The organism is Pseudomonas sp. MDT1-85 (assembly GCF_054898065.1).
Window position 1 is genome coordinate 2028997 of sequence record NZ_CM142715.1, and the last position, 15076, is coordinate 2044072.

The 15076-nt window shown below is 59.3% G+C and carries 16 protein-coding genes; 7 read left to right on the plus strand and 9 right to left on the minus strand.

Annotated features, from left to right (window positions below; genetic code table 11):
* The first annotated feature begins 142 nt into the window (after positions 1-142).
* Positions 143-1204, plus strand: coding sequence for an AraC family transcriptional regulator (locus ACYZT2_RS09165; protein ID WP_461971543.1), 1062 nt, complete (start codon positions 143-145; stop codon positions 1202-1204).
* Here the strand turns inward: ACYZT2_RS09165 and ACYZT2_RS09170 are convergent.
* Entirely contained in the window at positions 1161-2615 is a 1455-nt protein-coding gene (locus ACYZT2_RS09170; protein WP_461971544.1) for a TrkH family potassium uptake protein, read from the minus strand. The genes ACYZT2_RS09165 and ACYZT2_RS09170 overlap by 44 nt on opposite strands.
* Before the next feature lie 122 nt (positions 2616-2737).
* On the opposite strand from ACYZT2_RS09170, the gene ACYZT2_RS09175 reads away from it, so the two are divergent.
* On the plus strand, positions 2738-3304 hold the full coding sequence (locus ACYZT2_RS09175) for an NAD(P)H nitroreductase (protein ID WP_461971545.1): 567 nt from the start codon (positions 2738-2740) through the stop codon (positions 3302-3304).
* A 115-nt stretch (positions 3305-3419) separates the two neighbouring features.
* Here the strand turns inward: ACYZT2_RS09175 and ACYZT2_RS09180 are convergent, their stop codons facing one another.
* The 6 genes from ACYZT2_RS09180 to ACYZT2_RS09205 form a co-directional block, all read right to left on the minus strand.
* Positions 3420-4760, minus strand: coding sequence for a sensor histidine kinase (locus ACYZT2_RS09180; protein WP_461971546.1), 1341 nt, complete (start codon positions 4758-4760; stop codon positions 3420-3422).
* 175 nt (positions 4761-4935) lie between these two features.
* The gene (locus tag ACYZT2_RS09185) at positions 4936-5385 is read right to left on the minus strand and encodes a Spy/CpxP family protein refolding chaperone (protein WP_461971547.1); all 450 of its coding nucleotides are present in this window, start codon (positions 5383-5385) and stop codon (positions 4936-4938) included.
* A 267-nt stretch (positions 5386-5652) separates the two neighbouring features.
* Complete coding sequence (locus tag ACYZT2_RS09190; protein ID WP_461971548.1) at positions 5653-6330, minus strand: response regulator transcription factor; 678 nt, start codon at positions 6328-6330, stop codon at positions 5653-5655.
* A gap of 7 nt (positions 6331-6337) precedes the next feature.
* Complete coding sequence (locus ACYZT2_RS09195; protein ID WP_461971549.1) at positions 6338-6748, minus strand: translation initiation factor 2; 411 nt, start codon at positions 6746-6748, stop codon at positions 6338-6340.
* Between the two features lie 269 nt (positions 6749-7017).
* Positions 7018-7317, minus strand: a complete 300-nt coding sequence (locus ACYZT2_RS09200; protein ID WP_007984134.1) for a YciI family protein — start codon at positions 7315-7317, stop codon at positions 7018-7020.
* Position 7318: 1 nt separating this feature from the next.
* Positions 7319-7915: a septation protein A gene (locus ACYZT2_RS09205; protein WP_461971550.1), complete on the minus strand. Its 597-nt coding sequence runs from the start codon at positions 7913-7915 to the stop codon at positions 7319-7321.
* 87 nt (positions 7916-8002) lie between these two features.
* Here ACYZT2_RS09205 and ACYZT2_RS09210 point away from each other — a divergent pair, with 87 nt between their 5' ends.
* The 5 genes from ACYZT2_RS09210 (at position 8003) to rluB (ending at position 12925) form a co-directional block, all read left to right on the plus strand.
* Positions 8003-8866 carry a PHP domain-containing protein gene (locus tag ACYZT2_RS09210; RefSeq protein ID WP_461971551.1) on the plus strand — a complete coding sequence of 288 codons (864 nt, stop codon included), beginning with the start codon at positions 8003-8005 and terminating at the stop codon, positions 8864-8866.
* Between the two features lie 13 nt (positions 8867-8879).
* Complete coding sequence (locus ACYZT2_RS09215; protein ID WP_461971552.1) at positions 8880-9509, plus strand: L-threonylcarbamoyladenylate synthase; 630 nt, start codon at positions 8880-8882, stop codon at positions 9507-9509.
* A gap of 60 nt (positions 9510-9569) precedes the next feature.
* Positions 9570-10328: a segregation and condensation protein A gene (locus ACYZT2_RS09220; protein WP_177319506.1), complete on the plus strand. Its 759-nt coding sequence runs from the start codon at positions 9570-9572 to the stop codon at positions 10326-10328.
* Positions 10329-10339: 11 nt separating this feature from the next.
* A complete protein-coding gene (gene scpB, locus ACYZT2_RS09225) occupies positions 10340-11344 on the plus strand; it encodes an SMC-Scp complex subunit ScpB (RefSeq protein ID WP_461971553.1) in 1005 nt (334 codons plus the stop codon).
* Positions 11345-11659: 315 nt separating this feature from the next.
* Entirely contained in the window at positions 11660-12925 is a 1266-nt protein-coding gene (gene rluB / locus ACYZT2_RS09230; protein WP_461971554.1) for a 23S rRNA pseudouridine(2605) synthase RluB, read from the plus strand.
* A 203-nt stretch (positions 12926-13128) separates the two neighbouring features.
* Here the strand turns inward: rluB and ACYZT2_RS09235 are convergent, their stop codons facing one another.
* Together ACYZT2_RS09235 and ACYZT2_RS09240 are read right to left on the minus strand one after the other, a co-directional pair.
* Positions 13129-14094 carry a M29 family metallopeptidase gene (locus ACYZT2_RS09235; RefSeq protein WP_461971555.1) on the minus strand — a complete coding sequence of 322 codons (966 nt, stop codon included), beginning with the start codon at positions 14092-14094 and terminating at the stop codon, positions 13129-13131.
* Between the two features lie 67 nt (positions 14095-14161).
* Positions 14162-14299 (minus strand): hypothetical protein, encoded by a 138-nt coding sequence (locus ACYZT2_RS09240; RefSeq protein WP_007938535.1) that lies wholly within the window; start codon positions 14297-14299, stop codon positions 14162-14164.
* Positions 14300-15076 lie beyond the last annotated feature (777 nt).

A 15076-nucleotide genomic window follows, 5' to 3' on the forward strand; every position in this document is an offset into this window, starting at 1 on the left:
GTTGCTGTGCACGCGACAAGTTGTTCTGCGGGTAGCTTATTTAAGTCTAGAGTGATCATTGGTATCAACCAGTGACAATAGGCGCCAGTTTAGTATCCTTGGGTATTGGGTCGTGGCATGCGGCCATCACGTAGTAAACGCCATGAGCGAACGAACGACTTCTGCAAGCTGGGCGATGGGGATTGTCAAAGCACTGGAAATGGACGGCCTGGATTGCCGGGTTCTGTTCAAGCAGCTAGGGCTCGACTATGCGGCACTGGATGATCCGGATGCGCGCTTCCCGCAAGATTCCATGACGCGGCTCTGGCAGCGCGCGGTCGAGCTGTCCGGTAACCCGGCGATCGGCCTGAACATGGGCAAGGTGGTGCGACCGGCGTCCTTCCATGTCGCCGGTTATGCCTTGATGTCCAGCCAGACCCTGGCTGAAGGTTTTCAACGTCTGGTGCGTTATCAGCGAATCATCGCCGAAAGTGCCGACTTGAGTTTCCGATTGCTGGATGAGGGTTATGCGCTGATTCTGACGGTGCATGGCGACCACCTGCCGCCGACCCGACAGAGTGCCGAAGCTTCAATGGCCTGCGCCCTGGCACTCTGCAGCTGGCTGACGGGCCGCACACTCCAGCCGCGCAAAGTCTTGCTGCAAGGCGATGAGCCCGTTGATTTTGAACCTTATAAACAAGCTTTCCATGCCCCGTTGATGTTCAGCGCGCCTTATGACGCCTTGATCTTCGAGCGCGCTGACATGGAGGCACCGCTGCCCACTGCCAACGAGGCCATGGCGCGGTTACATGACCGGTTTGCCGGCGAGTACCTGGCGCGGTTTTCCGAGACCCGCGTGACTCACAAGGCGCGCCAGGTGTTATGCCGTCTGCTGCCCCAAGGCGAACCCAAACGCGATGCGGTGGCCCAGACGCTGCACTTGTCGCAACGCACCTTGCAGCGTCGATTGCAGGAAGAGGGCACGAGTTTTCAGACATTGCTGGATGACACCCGGCGTGAACTGGCCGAGCAATACCTGGCGCAACCGAACATGACCCTGCTGGAAATTGCCTACCTGCTGGGGTTTGCCGATCCGAGCAACTTCTTCCGCGCCTTCCGACGCTGGTTCGATTCCACCCCCGGCGAATACCGGACGCGGATGATGGAAGCGCCCATGCCGATTAGTGACGCCAGAACGCCGGGATACACAGAACAAACACCGTAATGATCTCCAGCCGGCCCAGGAGCATGCCGAACGAGAGAATCCACTTCGCGGCATCCGGCAGGCTGGCGAAGTTACCCGCCGGGCCAATCGTTTCGCCAAGCCCCGGGCCTACGCCAGACACTGTGGCGGCCGCGCCGGTAAGCGCCGTCATCCAGTCCACGCCCAGTAGCGACAGCAGCAGCGCAATGACGCAAATGGTGATGGCGAAGAAGAACGAAAAGGTCAGGATCGAGCGCACGATCTCTTCGTCGAGACGGTGGCCGTTGTACTTCTGCTTGATCACCGCACGCGGGTGAATCAACTGGTTAAGGTTGGCCTTGAGCAGAATGTAGGCAACCTGGAAGCGGAAAATCTTGATCCCGCCGGCGGTCGAACCCGAGCAACCACCGATAAAGCCCAGATAAAAGAACAGCATCAGTGAGAAGTTGCCCCAGAGGCTGTAGTCCCCCAGTGCGAAACCGGTGGTGGTCACCACCGATGTCACGTTCAGCGCCACATGCCGCAAGGCTTCCAGCCAATGCAGCTGGGTGGTCCACCAGTACCAGGTGCCGAGCACCAGCCAGGTCACCAGCAACATGCCGAGCAGGCCTTGAACCTGTTCATCCTTGATCAGCGCCCGACGGTTACCGCGCAATGTGGCGACATACAGGGTGAATGGCAGGGCACCGAGAATCATGATGACGATCGCGACCCAATGCACCGCAGGCTCCGGCCACTTGGCCAAAGACTGGTCGGAGGTCGAGAAACCACCGGTGGAAATCGCCGACATCGCGTGATTGATTGCATCGAACGGGCTCATCCCGGCCCACCAGAACGCCAGGCTGCCGAAAATGGTGATGCCGACGTAGGCCGCAACGATCAAACGCGCCACCATGTGCGAACGGGGCATGACCTTTTCGGAACGGTCCGACGACTCGGTCTGAAACAGCCGCATGCCACCGATGCGCAGCAATGGCAGAATCGCTACCGCCATGCCGATAAAGCCGATCCCGCCGATCCAGTGCAGCAATGAACGCCACATCAAGATGCCGGGGGACATGTTGTCCAGGCCGTTAAGCACCGTCGCACCGGTGGCGGTGATGCCGGACATGCTTTCGAAGAACGAATCGGTGTAACTGATGCGCTGGGTCAGCAGGAACGGCAGCGCGGCGAAGATGCACACCACCACCCAGCTGCTGACGGTCAGCAGGTACATATCTCGCGGGCGCAGATGGATGTGCTCGGGGCGCCCGGGTATCACCAGGGCCAGGCCGGCGATAAAGGTGATCATGCTCGCCCAGAGGAACGATGGCAGGTCGCTGGTGCGCTCGAAGATCACCAGCGTGGCCATGGGCACGACCATGGCGATAGCCAGCGTGATCAGGAAGATGCCGATGATGAAACCAATGATCCGTAAGGTCGGCAACGCCATGAAGTCCGCTCGGGCTAATAGTAGGAAGGGCGCCATTCTACCTGCGGGGCAGGGCATGTAAACCGACGCCGTCGCGACAGTTGACGCTAGAATAGCCAAACATTTTCTACAGGAGGTGGCCGATGCAGGCTCTCGACGCTTTGCTCAACCGTGTTTCCGTCCCACGACTGCTCGATCCGGCACCCACTGCCGAGCAGCGGGAAGTGCTGTTTGCCGCCGCGATGCGCGCGCCAGACCATGGCCACTTGCAGCCTTGGCGCTTCCTGACAGTCGAAGGCGCTGCGCGCGAGCAAATGGGTGAGTTGCTGGCCGAAGCGGCGAAGCTGCAAGACAGTGATGTGTCCGAAGCCTTGCTGGACAAGGCGCGCAACGGCCCGTTGCGTGCGCCGCTGGTGGTTGTGGTGATTGCGCGTTTGCAGGAGCACGACAAGTATCCCAAGTCCGAGCAACTGTTGGCGGCAGGCTGTGCGGCTCACGGGATTTTGCTGGCGGCCTATGCGCAAGGTATTGGCGCGGTATGGCGCACCGGTGAGCTGGCTTATTCGGCGCATGTGGCTAAAGGTTTGGGGTTGGCGGAAGGTGAAGAGGTGATTGCGTTTCTTTACCTTGGTACGCCGCAGAAAGAGCCGCGTGTTGCGGAAAAGGTTGATTTGACCGAGTTCGTTAGCGCTTGGTCCGGTAAGGTCTGAAGATCAAAAGATCGCAGCCCCGTTTCACTCGACAGCTCCTACAGATGTACATATATCCCTGTAGGAGCTGTCGAGTGAAACGGGGCTGCGATCTTTTTTTGCGTCACCACCGAATTTAAGGCTGCACCACCGCCCCCGGCACCAACGGCAATTCCAGGCTGGCAATAAACCCGCCCTGCGGGTGATTGGCCAGCACCAGACTGCCGCCATGGCGCTCCGCAGCTCTACGCGCAATGGCCAGCCCGAGGCCATGTCCGGCCGCAGTTTGCCCCGGTGCCCGATAGAACGGTTCAGCCAGCTGATTCAAATGCTCGGCCTCAACGCCGGGGCCGTGATCGCGCACGCTGACCACAATCCTGTCGCCCTGACGCAACGCCTGCATTTCGATTGGTTGCCCGACCGGGTTAAAGCGCTGGGCATTGCGCAGCAGGTTGTCCACGGCGCGCTCGATCATGGTCGGCCAGCCTTTGAGGTTCAGTTGCGGCTCGGCCTCAAGGCGCACGTTCTGCTCGGGCGAGCCCAACTGAGCGTCTTTTTGCAGGGTATTGAGCAGCGCATTGAGGTTCACTTCTTCAGCACTGGCGTTGTCGGCATCGACGCGCGCCAGTACCAGGATTTCGCTGATCAGCGCTTCCAGTCGATCGCATTCACGGGTCAGGCGTGGCCAGAGTTTTTCCCGCTCTTCAGGATTGGCCCGCTCGGCCAGCGCCAACGCAATGCGCAGTCGGGCCAAGGGTGAGCGTAACTCGTGAGACACATCGCGCAGTAATTGCCGCTGGCTGCCGATCAGGCTTTGTAGGCGTGCACCCATGCGGTTGAAGTCGTTGGCCAGCACACCGAACTCATCGCGGCGGTTGGCCAGTTGCGCCAGGCTGTTCTGTTGATACGTTGTCTGCCCCAGGTCATGCACGGCGCTTCGTAAACGGTTCAGTGGTCGCGTGATGGAAAAGGTCACCAGCAAGCTGAACAGAGTCAATACCACCAGCGCGATGCCCAGTGCACTCAACGGCCAAAGGAGGCTTTCGCGGTGCCAGGCATCCAATTCCGGGTGCGGAACGCGATAGATCAGCAGATAGGTGTCGCCTGTCTTGGCGCTGGTGTATTCATCGGTCAGACGCCGCCATGGCAGGCGTCGATCATCGTTGTTCTGTCGGGCTTCGAAGGCCGCTGCCCGCCGTGGAAAGGTGCCGCGTACCACCGGGTCACCTGCCTCGTTGAGCACTTGAACGTTGATGTGATACTGACGCTTGCGCTGTTCCAGAATGTCCTGGGCGGCTTCTTCTCCCTGGCTTTCGTAGGTTTGCGTCCACTGTTCGGCCAAGGTGTTGAGGCCCGGGTGGCGACTGAGAATCCACGCGTCCTGGTTGAGCATGTGCCCAAGCAGAATGGAAAGCCCTGCAACCAGAGCGATGGCCAGCCAGAAGCTGGCCAGGATACGCCAGAACAATGAGCGCACAGAAAATCCTCAACTAGCGCAAATCCATGTGGGAGCGGGCTTGCTCGCGAAGGCGGTGTGTCAGACGACTGTAGTGCTGTCTGGCACACCGTCTTCGCGAGCAAGCCCGCTCCCACATTAAATCGAGTGGCAACAGACCCAACGGGGTTTAGCCGTTGGGTCCAGGGTTAACGCATTATTGCTTTTTTTGCGCTTGCTGCGCTTTCCAGGCCTTGAACTCGGCCCATTCGGCGCGACGCTCAGCTTTTTTCTTCTGGATCTCGTCGAATTGCTTCTGTTGATCCGGCTTCAGCAGTGCGCGAACGTCGGCTTCGGCTTTCTTGTGCTTGGCCGCCATCTCGTCTTTCAGGGCTTTCTGATCGGCTGGCGAGAGTTTTTCCAGGTACTTGTCGACCAGTTGCCGACGCTCATGCATCTGTTCGCCCATGATCTTGCGGATTTGCTCGCGCTGTTCGCGGCTCAGGTCCAGCTGGCTGTAAGGGCCTTTACCGTGCATGCCGTGCATCTGACCGCCGTGGCGTGAGCCGTCCATGTGGTCACCCATCGGACCTGCGCCTTCAGGCATGGCCATGGCAACGGTCGGCAGGGCGGCAGCAAACATCAAAGCGATAAGAGTCTTGCGCATGGTGTATCTCCTTGTCTCGTTCCCGGTACGTTCCGGATGTGTGCAGATTACGGAGATCAAGGTCAGCGGCGGTCAGCGGAGCGTAAAGCTTGGGTAAAGACGATTTTCTACGTTCCTGACAATTCCGCGATGCACCACGGTCCGGCGTAGGAGCTGCCGCAGGCTGCGATCTTTTGATTTTGCTTTTACCGGTCAAGATCAAGATCAAAAGATCGCAGCCTGCGGCAGCTCCTACGGAGGTGGTCGCAGGTCGCATCGCGTTCGGATTCAGAGGCTGTAGTAGTAACCACGACTGCGCAGCGCGACGATGCGCGGGCGGCCATCGGGGTGCGGGCCGATTTTTTTGCGCAGGTTACTCACGTGCATGTCCAGGCTGCGGTCGTACAGGGTCAGTTTGCGACCGAGGGCGACTTGCGCCAGTTCCTGTTTATCCAGCGGTTCGCCGGGTTGCTTGAGCAGGGCTTCGAGCAGACGGCTTTCGGAGACGGTCAGGGTGAATTCCTGTTCATCGATGCTGACCACGCCACGCACCGGGCTGAAGCACAAGTCGCCCAATTCGAGCTGGCTGGAGACTGCCGTCGGATGACTTCGGCGCAACACTGCGCGCAGACGTGCTGTCAGCTCCCGTGGGTCGCACGGTTTGGCCAGGTAATCATCGGCACCGAGTTCCAGGCCGAGGATGCGGTCCAGCGGTTCGCCACGGGCCGAAAGCATCAGCACTGGCAACTCCGGGTGGTCGTTGCGCAGTTGCTTGAGCAGTTCCAGGCCACTGCCGTCCGGCAGCATCACGTCCAGCACCACGGCCGCCGGGGACGTTTCGGCCAGCGCGCGACGGGCGCTCTGGCCATCGTGGCAGGCGCGGACCTGAAAGCCTTCCTGGCTCAGCCAACTACTCAGGAGCTCACACAGCTCCTGATCATCATCAATTAATAACAGCTCGCTCATGACTCACTCAATTTAGCCATTGCCGACGTTTTCTACGTGCACCACTGGCGAAGATACCGCAGAGCAGCGCCAATAGCGCTACTCCGGCCCCGATCACGAACCACTGTTGCTGATCCGTCAGCAGGCGTGGCAGCGGGCTGGCCAGGATTTCCTTGAGTTGCAGCTTCAGGCGCTGATTCTCTTGGCGCAACCGGCTCAACTGAGCGCTTTCGCGTTCGCCATCGGTATTTTGCAATTGTTTGCTCAGTGCTTCTCGTTGCTGCTCGCTAGCCTTCAAGCGCTGCTGCAACTCGGTGATCTGGCTGCCGGCACTCAAGGACAACGGCGTCGAATTGCCAACTTCGGCGCCTTCTTCACCGTGGGCGGGCGCCATGATCGACAACGTCACCAACATCAGACACAACGGACCTTTGCGCATCGCAACTCCTGATTCCAATACGAGTATTGGGCAGGTTGTCGGCCGGTAAACGAGAATAATGAGCGATTGAACGCGCTATGAACCGACAAGGTTCATCGCGCTGAAGGAGTTTGTGTCCTGTCTCACAAATACGTTCCTCTTTTGACGAGTGGCTGTTGCCGTCACGCAAGGCGCCGTGACGAGTCATAGCTCGCTATGGCGAGGAGCGGCAACGCAGCATGACGGCAACAGACGCCGTCAAAAAGGAACAGTATTTGCGAGACAGGACACTAGGGCAGGACTTGCTTGAACGGCTTGACCAAAACGTTGGCGTAGACGCCTGCGGCAATGTACGGGTCGGCATCGGCCCAGGCCTGTGCGGCGCTCAGCGAATCGAACTCAGCGACGATCAGGCTGCCGGTGAAACCCGCCGCGCCCGGATCATTGCTGTCGACCGCCGGGTGCGGGCCGGCCAATACGATACGACCTTCGCCTTTAAGCACTTGCAGGCGCTCAAGGTGCGCAGGCCGTGCGGCCAGGCGGGCTTCCAGGGAGTTGGCGACGTCTGTGGCAATGATTGCGTAAAGCATGTCAGTCCTCGGTTTTTGGCGTTGTGGTGTCGGCGTCGTGCAGGTGGCGTGACAGGTAAATGCCCTGGGCGACCAGGAACAGCAACGTCATGCCCAGGCTGCCGAAGACTTTAAAGTCGACCCAGTAGCTCTGGAACGTGAACGCAACGAACAGGTTGGCGGCGCCGCAAAACAGGAAAAAGCCGATCCAGGCGATGTTCAGACGGGTCCAGACCGGCTCTGGCAGTGTCAGCGCGTGGCCCATGATGCGTTTGATCAACAGTTGATCACCGATGAAGTGACTGCCGATGAACCCGAGGGCGAACAGCCAGTTGACCACCGGGGCTTTCCATTTCAGGAAGGTCTCGCTGTGGAACGCCAGGGTCAGGCTACCGAAGACCAGGCAGGCGATGAGGGTCAGCCACTGGCTCTTCTCCAGCTTGCGCTGCTTGATGAACAGCGTGCCGTAAACCACCAGGGAGCTGATGATCAGCACTGCGGTGGCGCTGTAAATTCCACCGACAGACAGTTGATAACCGCCGATGTCGATGATCCGTGGATCGATTTTGAAGACGATGAAAAACAGCAGAAGCGGGATGAAGTCGATGAATTGTTTCACAGTGGCAGCCAGAAGCAGGATGTGGCGGCATAATAACAAACATATTGACGCGCGATAGCGTCAGCTGATTTGAGGTTACACAGTCCTGTGAATGTTGATTTGCACTGCCATAGCACGGCTTCCGATGGCGCCCTCGCGCCGGCGGTACTGGTTGCGCGTGCGTTCGAGAAAGGCGTGCGAGTCCTGGCCTTGACCGATCACGACACCCTTGAAGGTCTCGACGAAGCCCGTAGCGCCGCGACGGCGCTGGGGATGCAACTGGTCAATGGCGTCGAATTGTCCTGCACCTGGGGCGGGGCGACGATTCACGTTTTGGGCTACGGTTTCGACGTCAATGCGCCGCCGTTGGTCGAGGCCATCGCAAAATTGCACGATGGCCGCTGGCTACGGTCCGAAGAAATAAGCCGCAAGTTGGCGTTGAAAGGCATGCCGGGGGCGCTCGAGGGCGCCCGGGCCATTCAACAGGAGCTGGGCGACAGCGGTAATGCGCCGGCCCGTCCGCATTTCGCCGACTGGATGGTGCGCGAAGGTTTCGTCAAGGATCGCGCCGAAGCGTTCCGCAAATGGCTGGGTGCCGGCAAATTGGGGGACGTCAAACAACACTGGCCGACCCTGGAAGACACCGTCGAAACCCTGCGCGCCGCGGGTGCCTGGGTCAGCCTGGCGCATCCCTGGCACTACGATTTCACTCGCAGCAAACGTCGCCGCCTAATTGCCGACTATATTCAAGCAGGGGGCCACGCGATAGAAGTGGTCAATGGCCATCAACCCGCCGAACAGGTGGGCAGCCTGGCGATTCTTGCCCGCGAGTTTGGTCTGCTGGTCAGCGCCGGCAGTGATTTTCATGGCCCTGGAGGCTGGTCCGAGATCGGTGAATACCGCCCGCTCCCGGAGGATCTGCCACCACTGTGGTGTCGATTCAAACATGACCCAATTATTGCCGTCGTCTGAACAGGTAGAGAATGTGAGTCAATTTTTCCAGATTCATCCGGAAAACCCGCAACCGCGCCTGATCAAACAGGCTGTCGAGATCATCCGCAACGGCGGGGTGGTGATTTATCCCACAGACTCTTCTTACGCCATTGGTTGCCAGATCGGCGACAAAAACGCCGTGGAGCGCGTGCGCCGGCTACGTCAGCTGGATGATAAGCACAACTTCGCGCTGATCTGCAGCGACCTGTCGCAGTTGGGGCTGTTTGCCAAGATCGACACCGGCACCTTCCGGGTGCTCAAGGCTCACTTGCCTGGCCCTTACACCTTCATTCTCAACGCCACCCGCGAAGTGCCACGGCTGTTGCTGCACCCGAAAAAACGCACCATCGGCCTGCGTGTACCCAGCCATCCGATAGCGCTGGCGCTGCTGGAGCAGCTCGGCGAGCCGCTGATGAGCGTGACCCTGATCATGCCCGGCGACACTGACCCGTTAAGCGATCCTTACGAAATGCGCCAGTTGCTCGAGCATCAGGTGGACCTGATCATCGACGGCGGTTTCGGCGGGATCAAGGCATCCACCGTGATCAGCCTCGCCGACGGCGAACCGGAAGTCATCCGTGTCGGTTGCGGCGACCCTACGCCTTTCATGGCCGAGGCCTAGATGTCTGCAGTAGAACCCGTCGACAGCCAGGCCGGCGCTCAGCAAGAACTGCCTTTCGCCATGGTCTATGGCCAGGCGGTCATGGAAATGCCGCTGGACCTGTACATCCCGCCGGATGCGCTCGAGGTCTTTCTTGAGGCCTTCGAAGGCCCGCTCGACTTGCTGCTGTACCTGATCCGCAAACAGAACATCAACATCCTCGACATCCCGGTGGCGGAAATCACCCGTCAGTACATGGGCTATGTCGAGTTGATGCAGTCGGTGCGCCTGGAGCTGGCCGCCGAGTACCTGGTAATGGCCGCGATGCTGGCCGAGATCAAGTCGCGGATGCTGCTGCCCCGTGCCGAGACGATTGAAGACGAAGAGGACGATCCTCGCGCCGAACTGATTCGCCGCTTGCAGGAGTACGAGCGCTTCAAGGCCGCTGCCGAAGGCATTGATGGCCTGAGCCGCGTCGGCCGCGACGTGGTGGTGCCCAAGCTCGATGCCCCGGAAGCCCGGGCGCGCAAACTGTTGCCGGATGTGAGCCTGGGAGAGTTGCTGATGTCCATGGCCGAGGTCCTGCGCCGTGGCGACATGTTCGAAAGCCACCAGGTCAGCCGTGAAGCGCTGTCCACCCGCGAACGCATGAGCGATGTGCTGGAACGGCTCAAGGGCGGCGGTTTTGTGCCGTTTGTCGAGCTGTTCACCGCTGAAGAAGGGCGCCTGGGGGTGGTGGTGACCTTTATGGCGATCCTCGAACTGGTCAAGGAATCCTTGGTCGAGCTGGTGCAGAATGAGCCGTTCGCGGCGATCCATGTCCGGGCCCGAGCCGAATAACGAGTTGAATCATGAACCTGACTGAACCCCGCGAGCTGGCGCCACTGCTTGAAGCCTTTCTGTTGGCCTCGGGAAAACCGCAATCGCTTGAACGCCTGTTCGAACTCTTCGAAGAAGGCGAGCGGCCCGAGCCCCCTGTTTTCAAGAAAGCGCTGACGATTCTGGCCAAGTCCTGCGACGGTCGTGCTTTCGAGTTGAAGGAAGTTGCCTCTGGGTATCGCCTGCAGATCCGCGAAAAGTTCGCGCCGTGGGTAGGACGTTTGTGGGAAGAGCGGCCGCAGCGCTATTCCCGCGCCATGCTCGAAACCATGGCCCTGATCGCCTATCGCCAGCCAATCACCCGGGGCGAGATCGAAGACGTGCGCGGCGTGGCAGTCAACAGCCACATCGTGAAAACCCTGCTGGAACGGGAGTGGATCCGCATCGTCGGTTACCGCGACGTGCCCGGCAAACCGGCGATGTTCGCCACCACCAAGGCCTTTCTCGATCACTTCAACCTGAAAAACCTCGACGATTTGCCGCCGCTCGCCGAACTGCGTGAGCTGGAACCTGATCCTGTCCTCGATTTCGACGACGCGCCGGTGCCGCAAGGCTTGCAGGAACTGGCCGACGCCAGCGCTGAACCGGAGGAGCCGAAGGAAGAAACCAGTTTCCACACGCTGTTGCTGGAACTGGACACCATGGAAGAGGGGCTCAAGACCGACTTCGACGATTTGCTGCGCGATGGGGCGGTGACTGAGACCGAGGGGGAGTTGGCAGAGCCCGAGCCTGAAACCGAAGCAGAACCTCAGGTCGAGACTGAAGCCGAAGCCGAAGTCGAATCAGAACAGGAACCAGAGCCAGAGCCAGAACACGAAGATGACATTCTTGGCGTCGCCGAAGCTCGGGAAAAACTCCTGGCCGCCGTCGCCGCGCTCGAGCAGCCGAAACCCGAGCCCGAGTTGACCGACGAAGAAGCCGAAGCCAAGGCTCTGGCAGAAGCAATCGAAGCCGAGCGTCGTCAGTTCGAAGATTGACCCAAATCCTGTGGGAGCGAGCCTGCTCGCGATGAGGGAGTGTCAGTCGACATCAATGTTGTCTGATACACCGCTATCGCGAGCAGGCTCGCTCCCACATTGGTTCAGTGTCGCGGTTGAGCAAACTCGGTGCCACCGGTCGGCGGAAAAACAAATAACCTTCCATCGATCAGCTAGTCTCTGATGCGCGAACGTCTCCATGAGCGTATGATTCGCGACCCTTCGGCGATCCCTTCGCCAAAGTACACAGATTTATAACTCTTCAGGACCCTCAATCCAGAGCATCCTGAACAGACCACACCGGGAGGTGCCCAGATGAGTATCAACGACCAGAAAGACGACCAGGAAATCGGCCCAGCAGGCGAAAAGCTGCAGAAAGTCCTTGCCCGTATCGGCGTCGGCTCGCGCCGTGACGTAGAAGCCTGGATCAGCCACGGCCGCATCAAGGTCAATGGCAAAGATGCCACCCTCGGCCAGCGTGTCGACCTGCATGACGCCATCACCATCGATGGCCGGGTGATCAAACGCGAAGAAGCCGCCGAGTCGGTACGCCGCGTGATCATGTACAACAAACCCGACGGTGAGATCTGCACCCGTAACGACCCCGAAGGTCGTCCGACCGTGTTCGACAAGATGCCGCGCCCGAAAGAAGGTCGCTGGATCAACATTGGTCGTCTGGACATCAACACCACCGGTTTGCTGATGTTCACCACCGACGGTGAATTGGCCAACCGCCTGATGCACCCTTCCTACGAAATGGACCGTGAATACGCGGTACGTGTACGTGGCGAAGTCGACGACGAGATGATTGAACGCCTGAAGGCAGGCGTGGTGCTCGAAGACGGCCCGGCCAAGTTCACCGACATCAAACAGGCTCCGGGTGGCGAAGGTTTCAACCACTGGTACCACTGCGTGGTGATGGAAGGTCGTAACCGCGAAGTCCGTCGTCTGTGGGAATCCCAGGGGCTGGTGGTCAGCCGCCTGAAGCGCGTGCGTTTCGGTCCGGTGTTCCTCAACTCCGACCTGCCGATGGGCCGCTGGCGCGAAATGAGCCAGTACGAAGTCGACATTCTCAGTGCTGAAGTCGGCCTGACCCCAGTGGCGATGCCGCAAATGAACGCCAAGAGCAAAGACAAGCTTGAGCGTATGCAGCGCAAATCGTCCCGTCCGGTGGGCAAGACCGAACGCGTGCGTACCCTGCGTCCAGCCGCTGGTTCGGTCGCTGCCAGCCCGCGCGAATCCCGCGAGCCGCAGATCGAAGGCGAGCGCCCGGCCCGCAAGCCAGCGCCACGTCAGGACGGCGAGCGCGGCCCACGTACGCCGCGTCCAGCCAACGGTCGCACTGAGCGCGGCGAAGGTCGTGGCGCTCCGTCCGGTGGTCGTGGCGATCGCGGCGCGCCTGCCGGCCGTGGTACGCCCGTGGCAGACCGCCCGGCGGACACCAAGCGCCCGGCCAAGCCGGCGCCGAAAAAACGCCCAGGTATCGTGCTGGTCGACCGTGACGCGCCATCGGGCAAGCGTCGCGGCGCGCCAGCCGGTTCCGGCCAGCGTCCAGGCTTTGGTCGTCGCAAGCCTGAGTAATCGGTAAGCGCTGCATGAAAAACGCCATCCCTCGGGATGGCGTTTTTTTGGGGGCTGGTCTTAGTTGTGTGGTGTTTATTAGGGCCTCTTCGCGGGCAAGCCTCGCTCCTACAGATTCGGCGCCGCCTTCGCGACCACCACAATCCCGTAGGAGCGAGGCTTGCCCGCGAAGGCATTGGCCGCATCACCGCAAAAACTGGATGCTAGAAAACAAACCGCCCATCAAACACCGGGTCGTCATCCAGCGCCAACACGCCACTGGAGAAGATCAGGTCCAAATGATGGCTGCCCTTGGCGCCACCGCCCAGCCCAAGGTGCAAGCCGCAATGGCGCTCCTCGAACCCCGCATTGCGCGCATACAACTCTTTCACGCCTTCGTTGGTGCCGATCCCCAACTCCTCGATTCGCCGATTGGACGGATTGGCGTCCAGGTACTTGTTGAAGTCATGTTCCAGTCCCGGCACGTCGGTGGCGATTTTGCTGATGGAAGAGTTTTCGATCCACAACTCCAGCGGTGACGCCAATACGCCGTACTTGCGGGCAAATGGAATCGTACTGAGGAAAGTCCCGATAAACTTCACCCGCCCATTAATGGTCTCGCTATGAGTAGCGATCTCACCGGGCGCCAGGTCGAAGTTGCCGATACCGTTGATGTCGGTCCACTTCTTGATACTGCTCAAGGGTGTTTCGAACCACGACCCATGATCATCTTTGAAGCTCAGGGTAGTGGCGTGGGACATGCGCTGGATCAAGTGGCTGTTCAACCCGGCAATTCGCTGCGGGGTGACACTGAACGTGTCGTAGAAATAATCGCCGTAATCCTTGAACAGCAGCGACTTCTTCCAGTTCTGCGCCATCACGCCTTGCAGCGCGCGGACAAACTCCGGGCCATCGGGACGCGGGTTGGGCAGGGTGGAAGAGTCGTAGAAGAAAATGTACAGATCGCTGTCGGTAATCGCCTGGGTCAGCAATTCGGTGGGTTCGAGGTCCAGACGCATCGCGCTGAACCTGAACCGTGGGCTGTTACCGGCCTGTTCGGCGATGGCGCAGGTGTGTGCCTCGTAATCAGCGGTATGGCCGAGCAAGACCTTCACCGGGTTGATACCGGCAACGGCAGGGTGGTGTTCGAGGTAGTAAAGGAAATGCGAGATGGCGCGTTGCTTATCCATGTAGTCCTCCCTGACAAACCGAGAAAGTGGCAGGCACCACCGGCCGGATCATGCCTGCCGGGATGTCTTACAGAGGCCACATCGCCGTGCCGAACGGAACAACCGCGTCGGCTTGCATCATTTCGACGGCGGCTTCATGGGTCGGTGCTTCAAACCAATCGTCCAGTTGCAGTTCAGTGTCCAAGTCTTTGTCCAGTGCTTGCATGGTGAATCTCCTAGATGATTTCTTCGGTAAGAACAGCTTCGGTAAGAACACTTTTGGTAAGAACAGTGGCGTGCTTTTCACTCGTTGAAGAGCGCGTCAACGTGCCGGTCGATGCGGCTCGGCAAGTCGCTGAAAACCTAGTTCACAGGGTTTTAGAATGCAAAAAAATAATTAAACAATTTCCATTTGAACTATTTATTCCATTTTTCGAAAGCCGATTTTCTTAATAAAAAACAGAAAACTAAGCAGGATATTTCCTTAGGAAGCTTCCTATCGTCAATTTACAGTCAGTGGGCTTATGGATCTGATTTGGAAAAGTTACGTTACGCCTTGTCAATAAAACCTTACGCAAAGCGCTCTTAAACCCCGTGGAATGCCGCGAGTGAAAGGTCTGTAAGGAAAACCTTCCGCCAACCGACGAGTTTGTAGTCTTCAAGGGCTCTGGCACGCTTGTTTCGGCAGCGCAGGAAGGGTGAGATGCGCCCCATGCCTGTCGTGCAGGTGCATAACAAGAAGGAGGCGCAATGAACGCCGTGGCTCGTCTTTACCTCTCTCCGTGGAGCGATTTTTCCGCCGCTCCCATCGATGACCTGCAAAGGTCTGACTCAATTTCTGCAGTCGCCCGAGACCCTCGAGGCGGACACAGGCAATCCCGGCAACCGACGCGCTGATCCAGCAGTGTCTGGCAGCAGGGGGTTACAGGTGTACAATGCGCCGCGTTTTAACTGTGACCCTCTGCGCAACAGCGCAAACTTCAAGGCCACCCGCCTTGTTCAC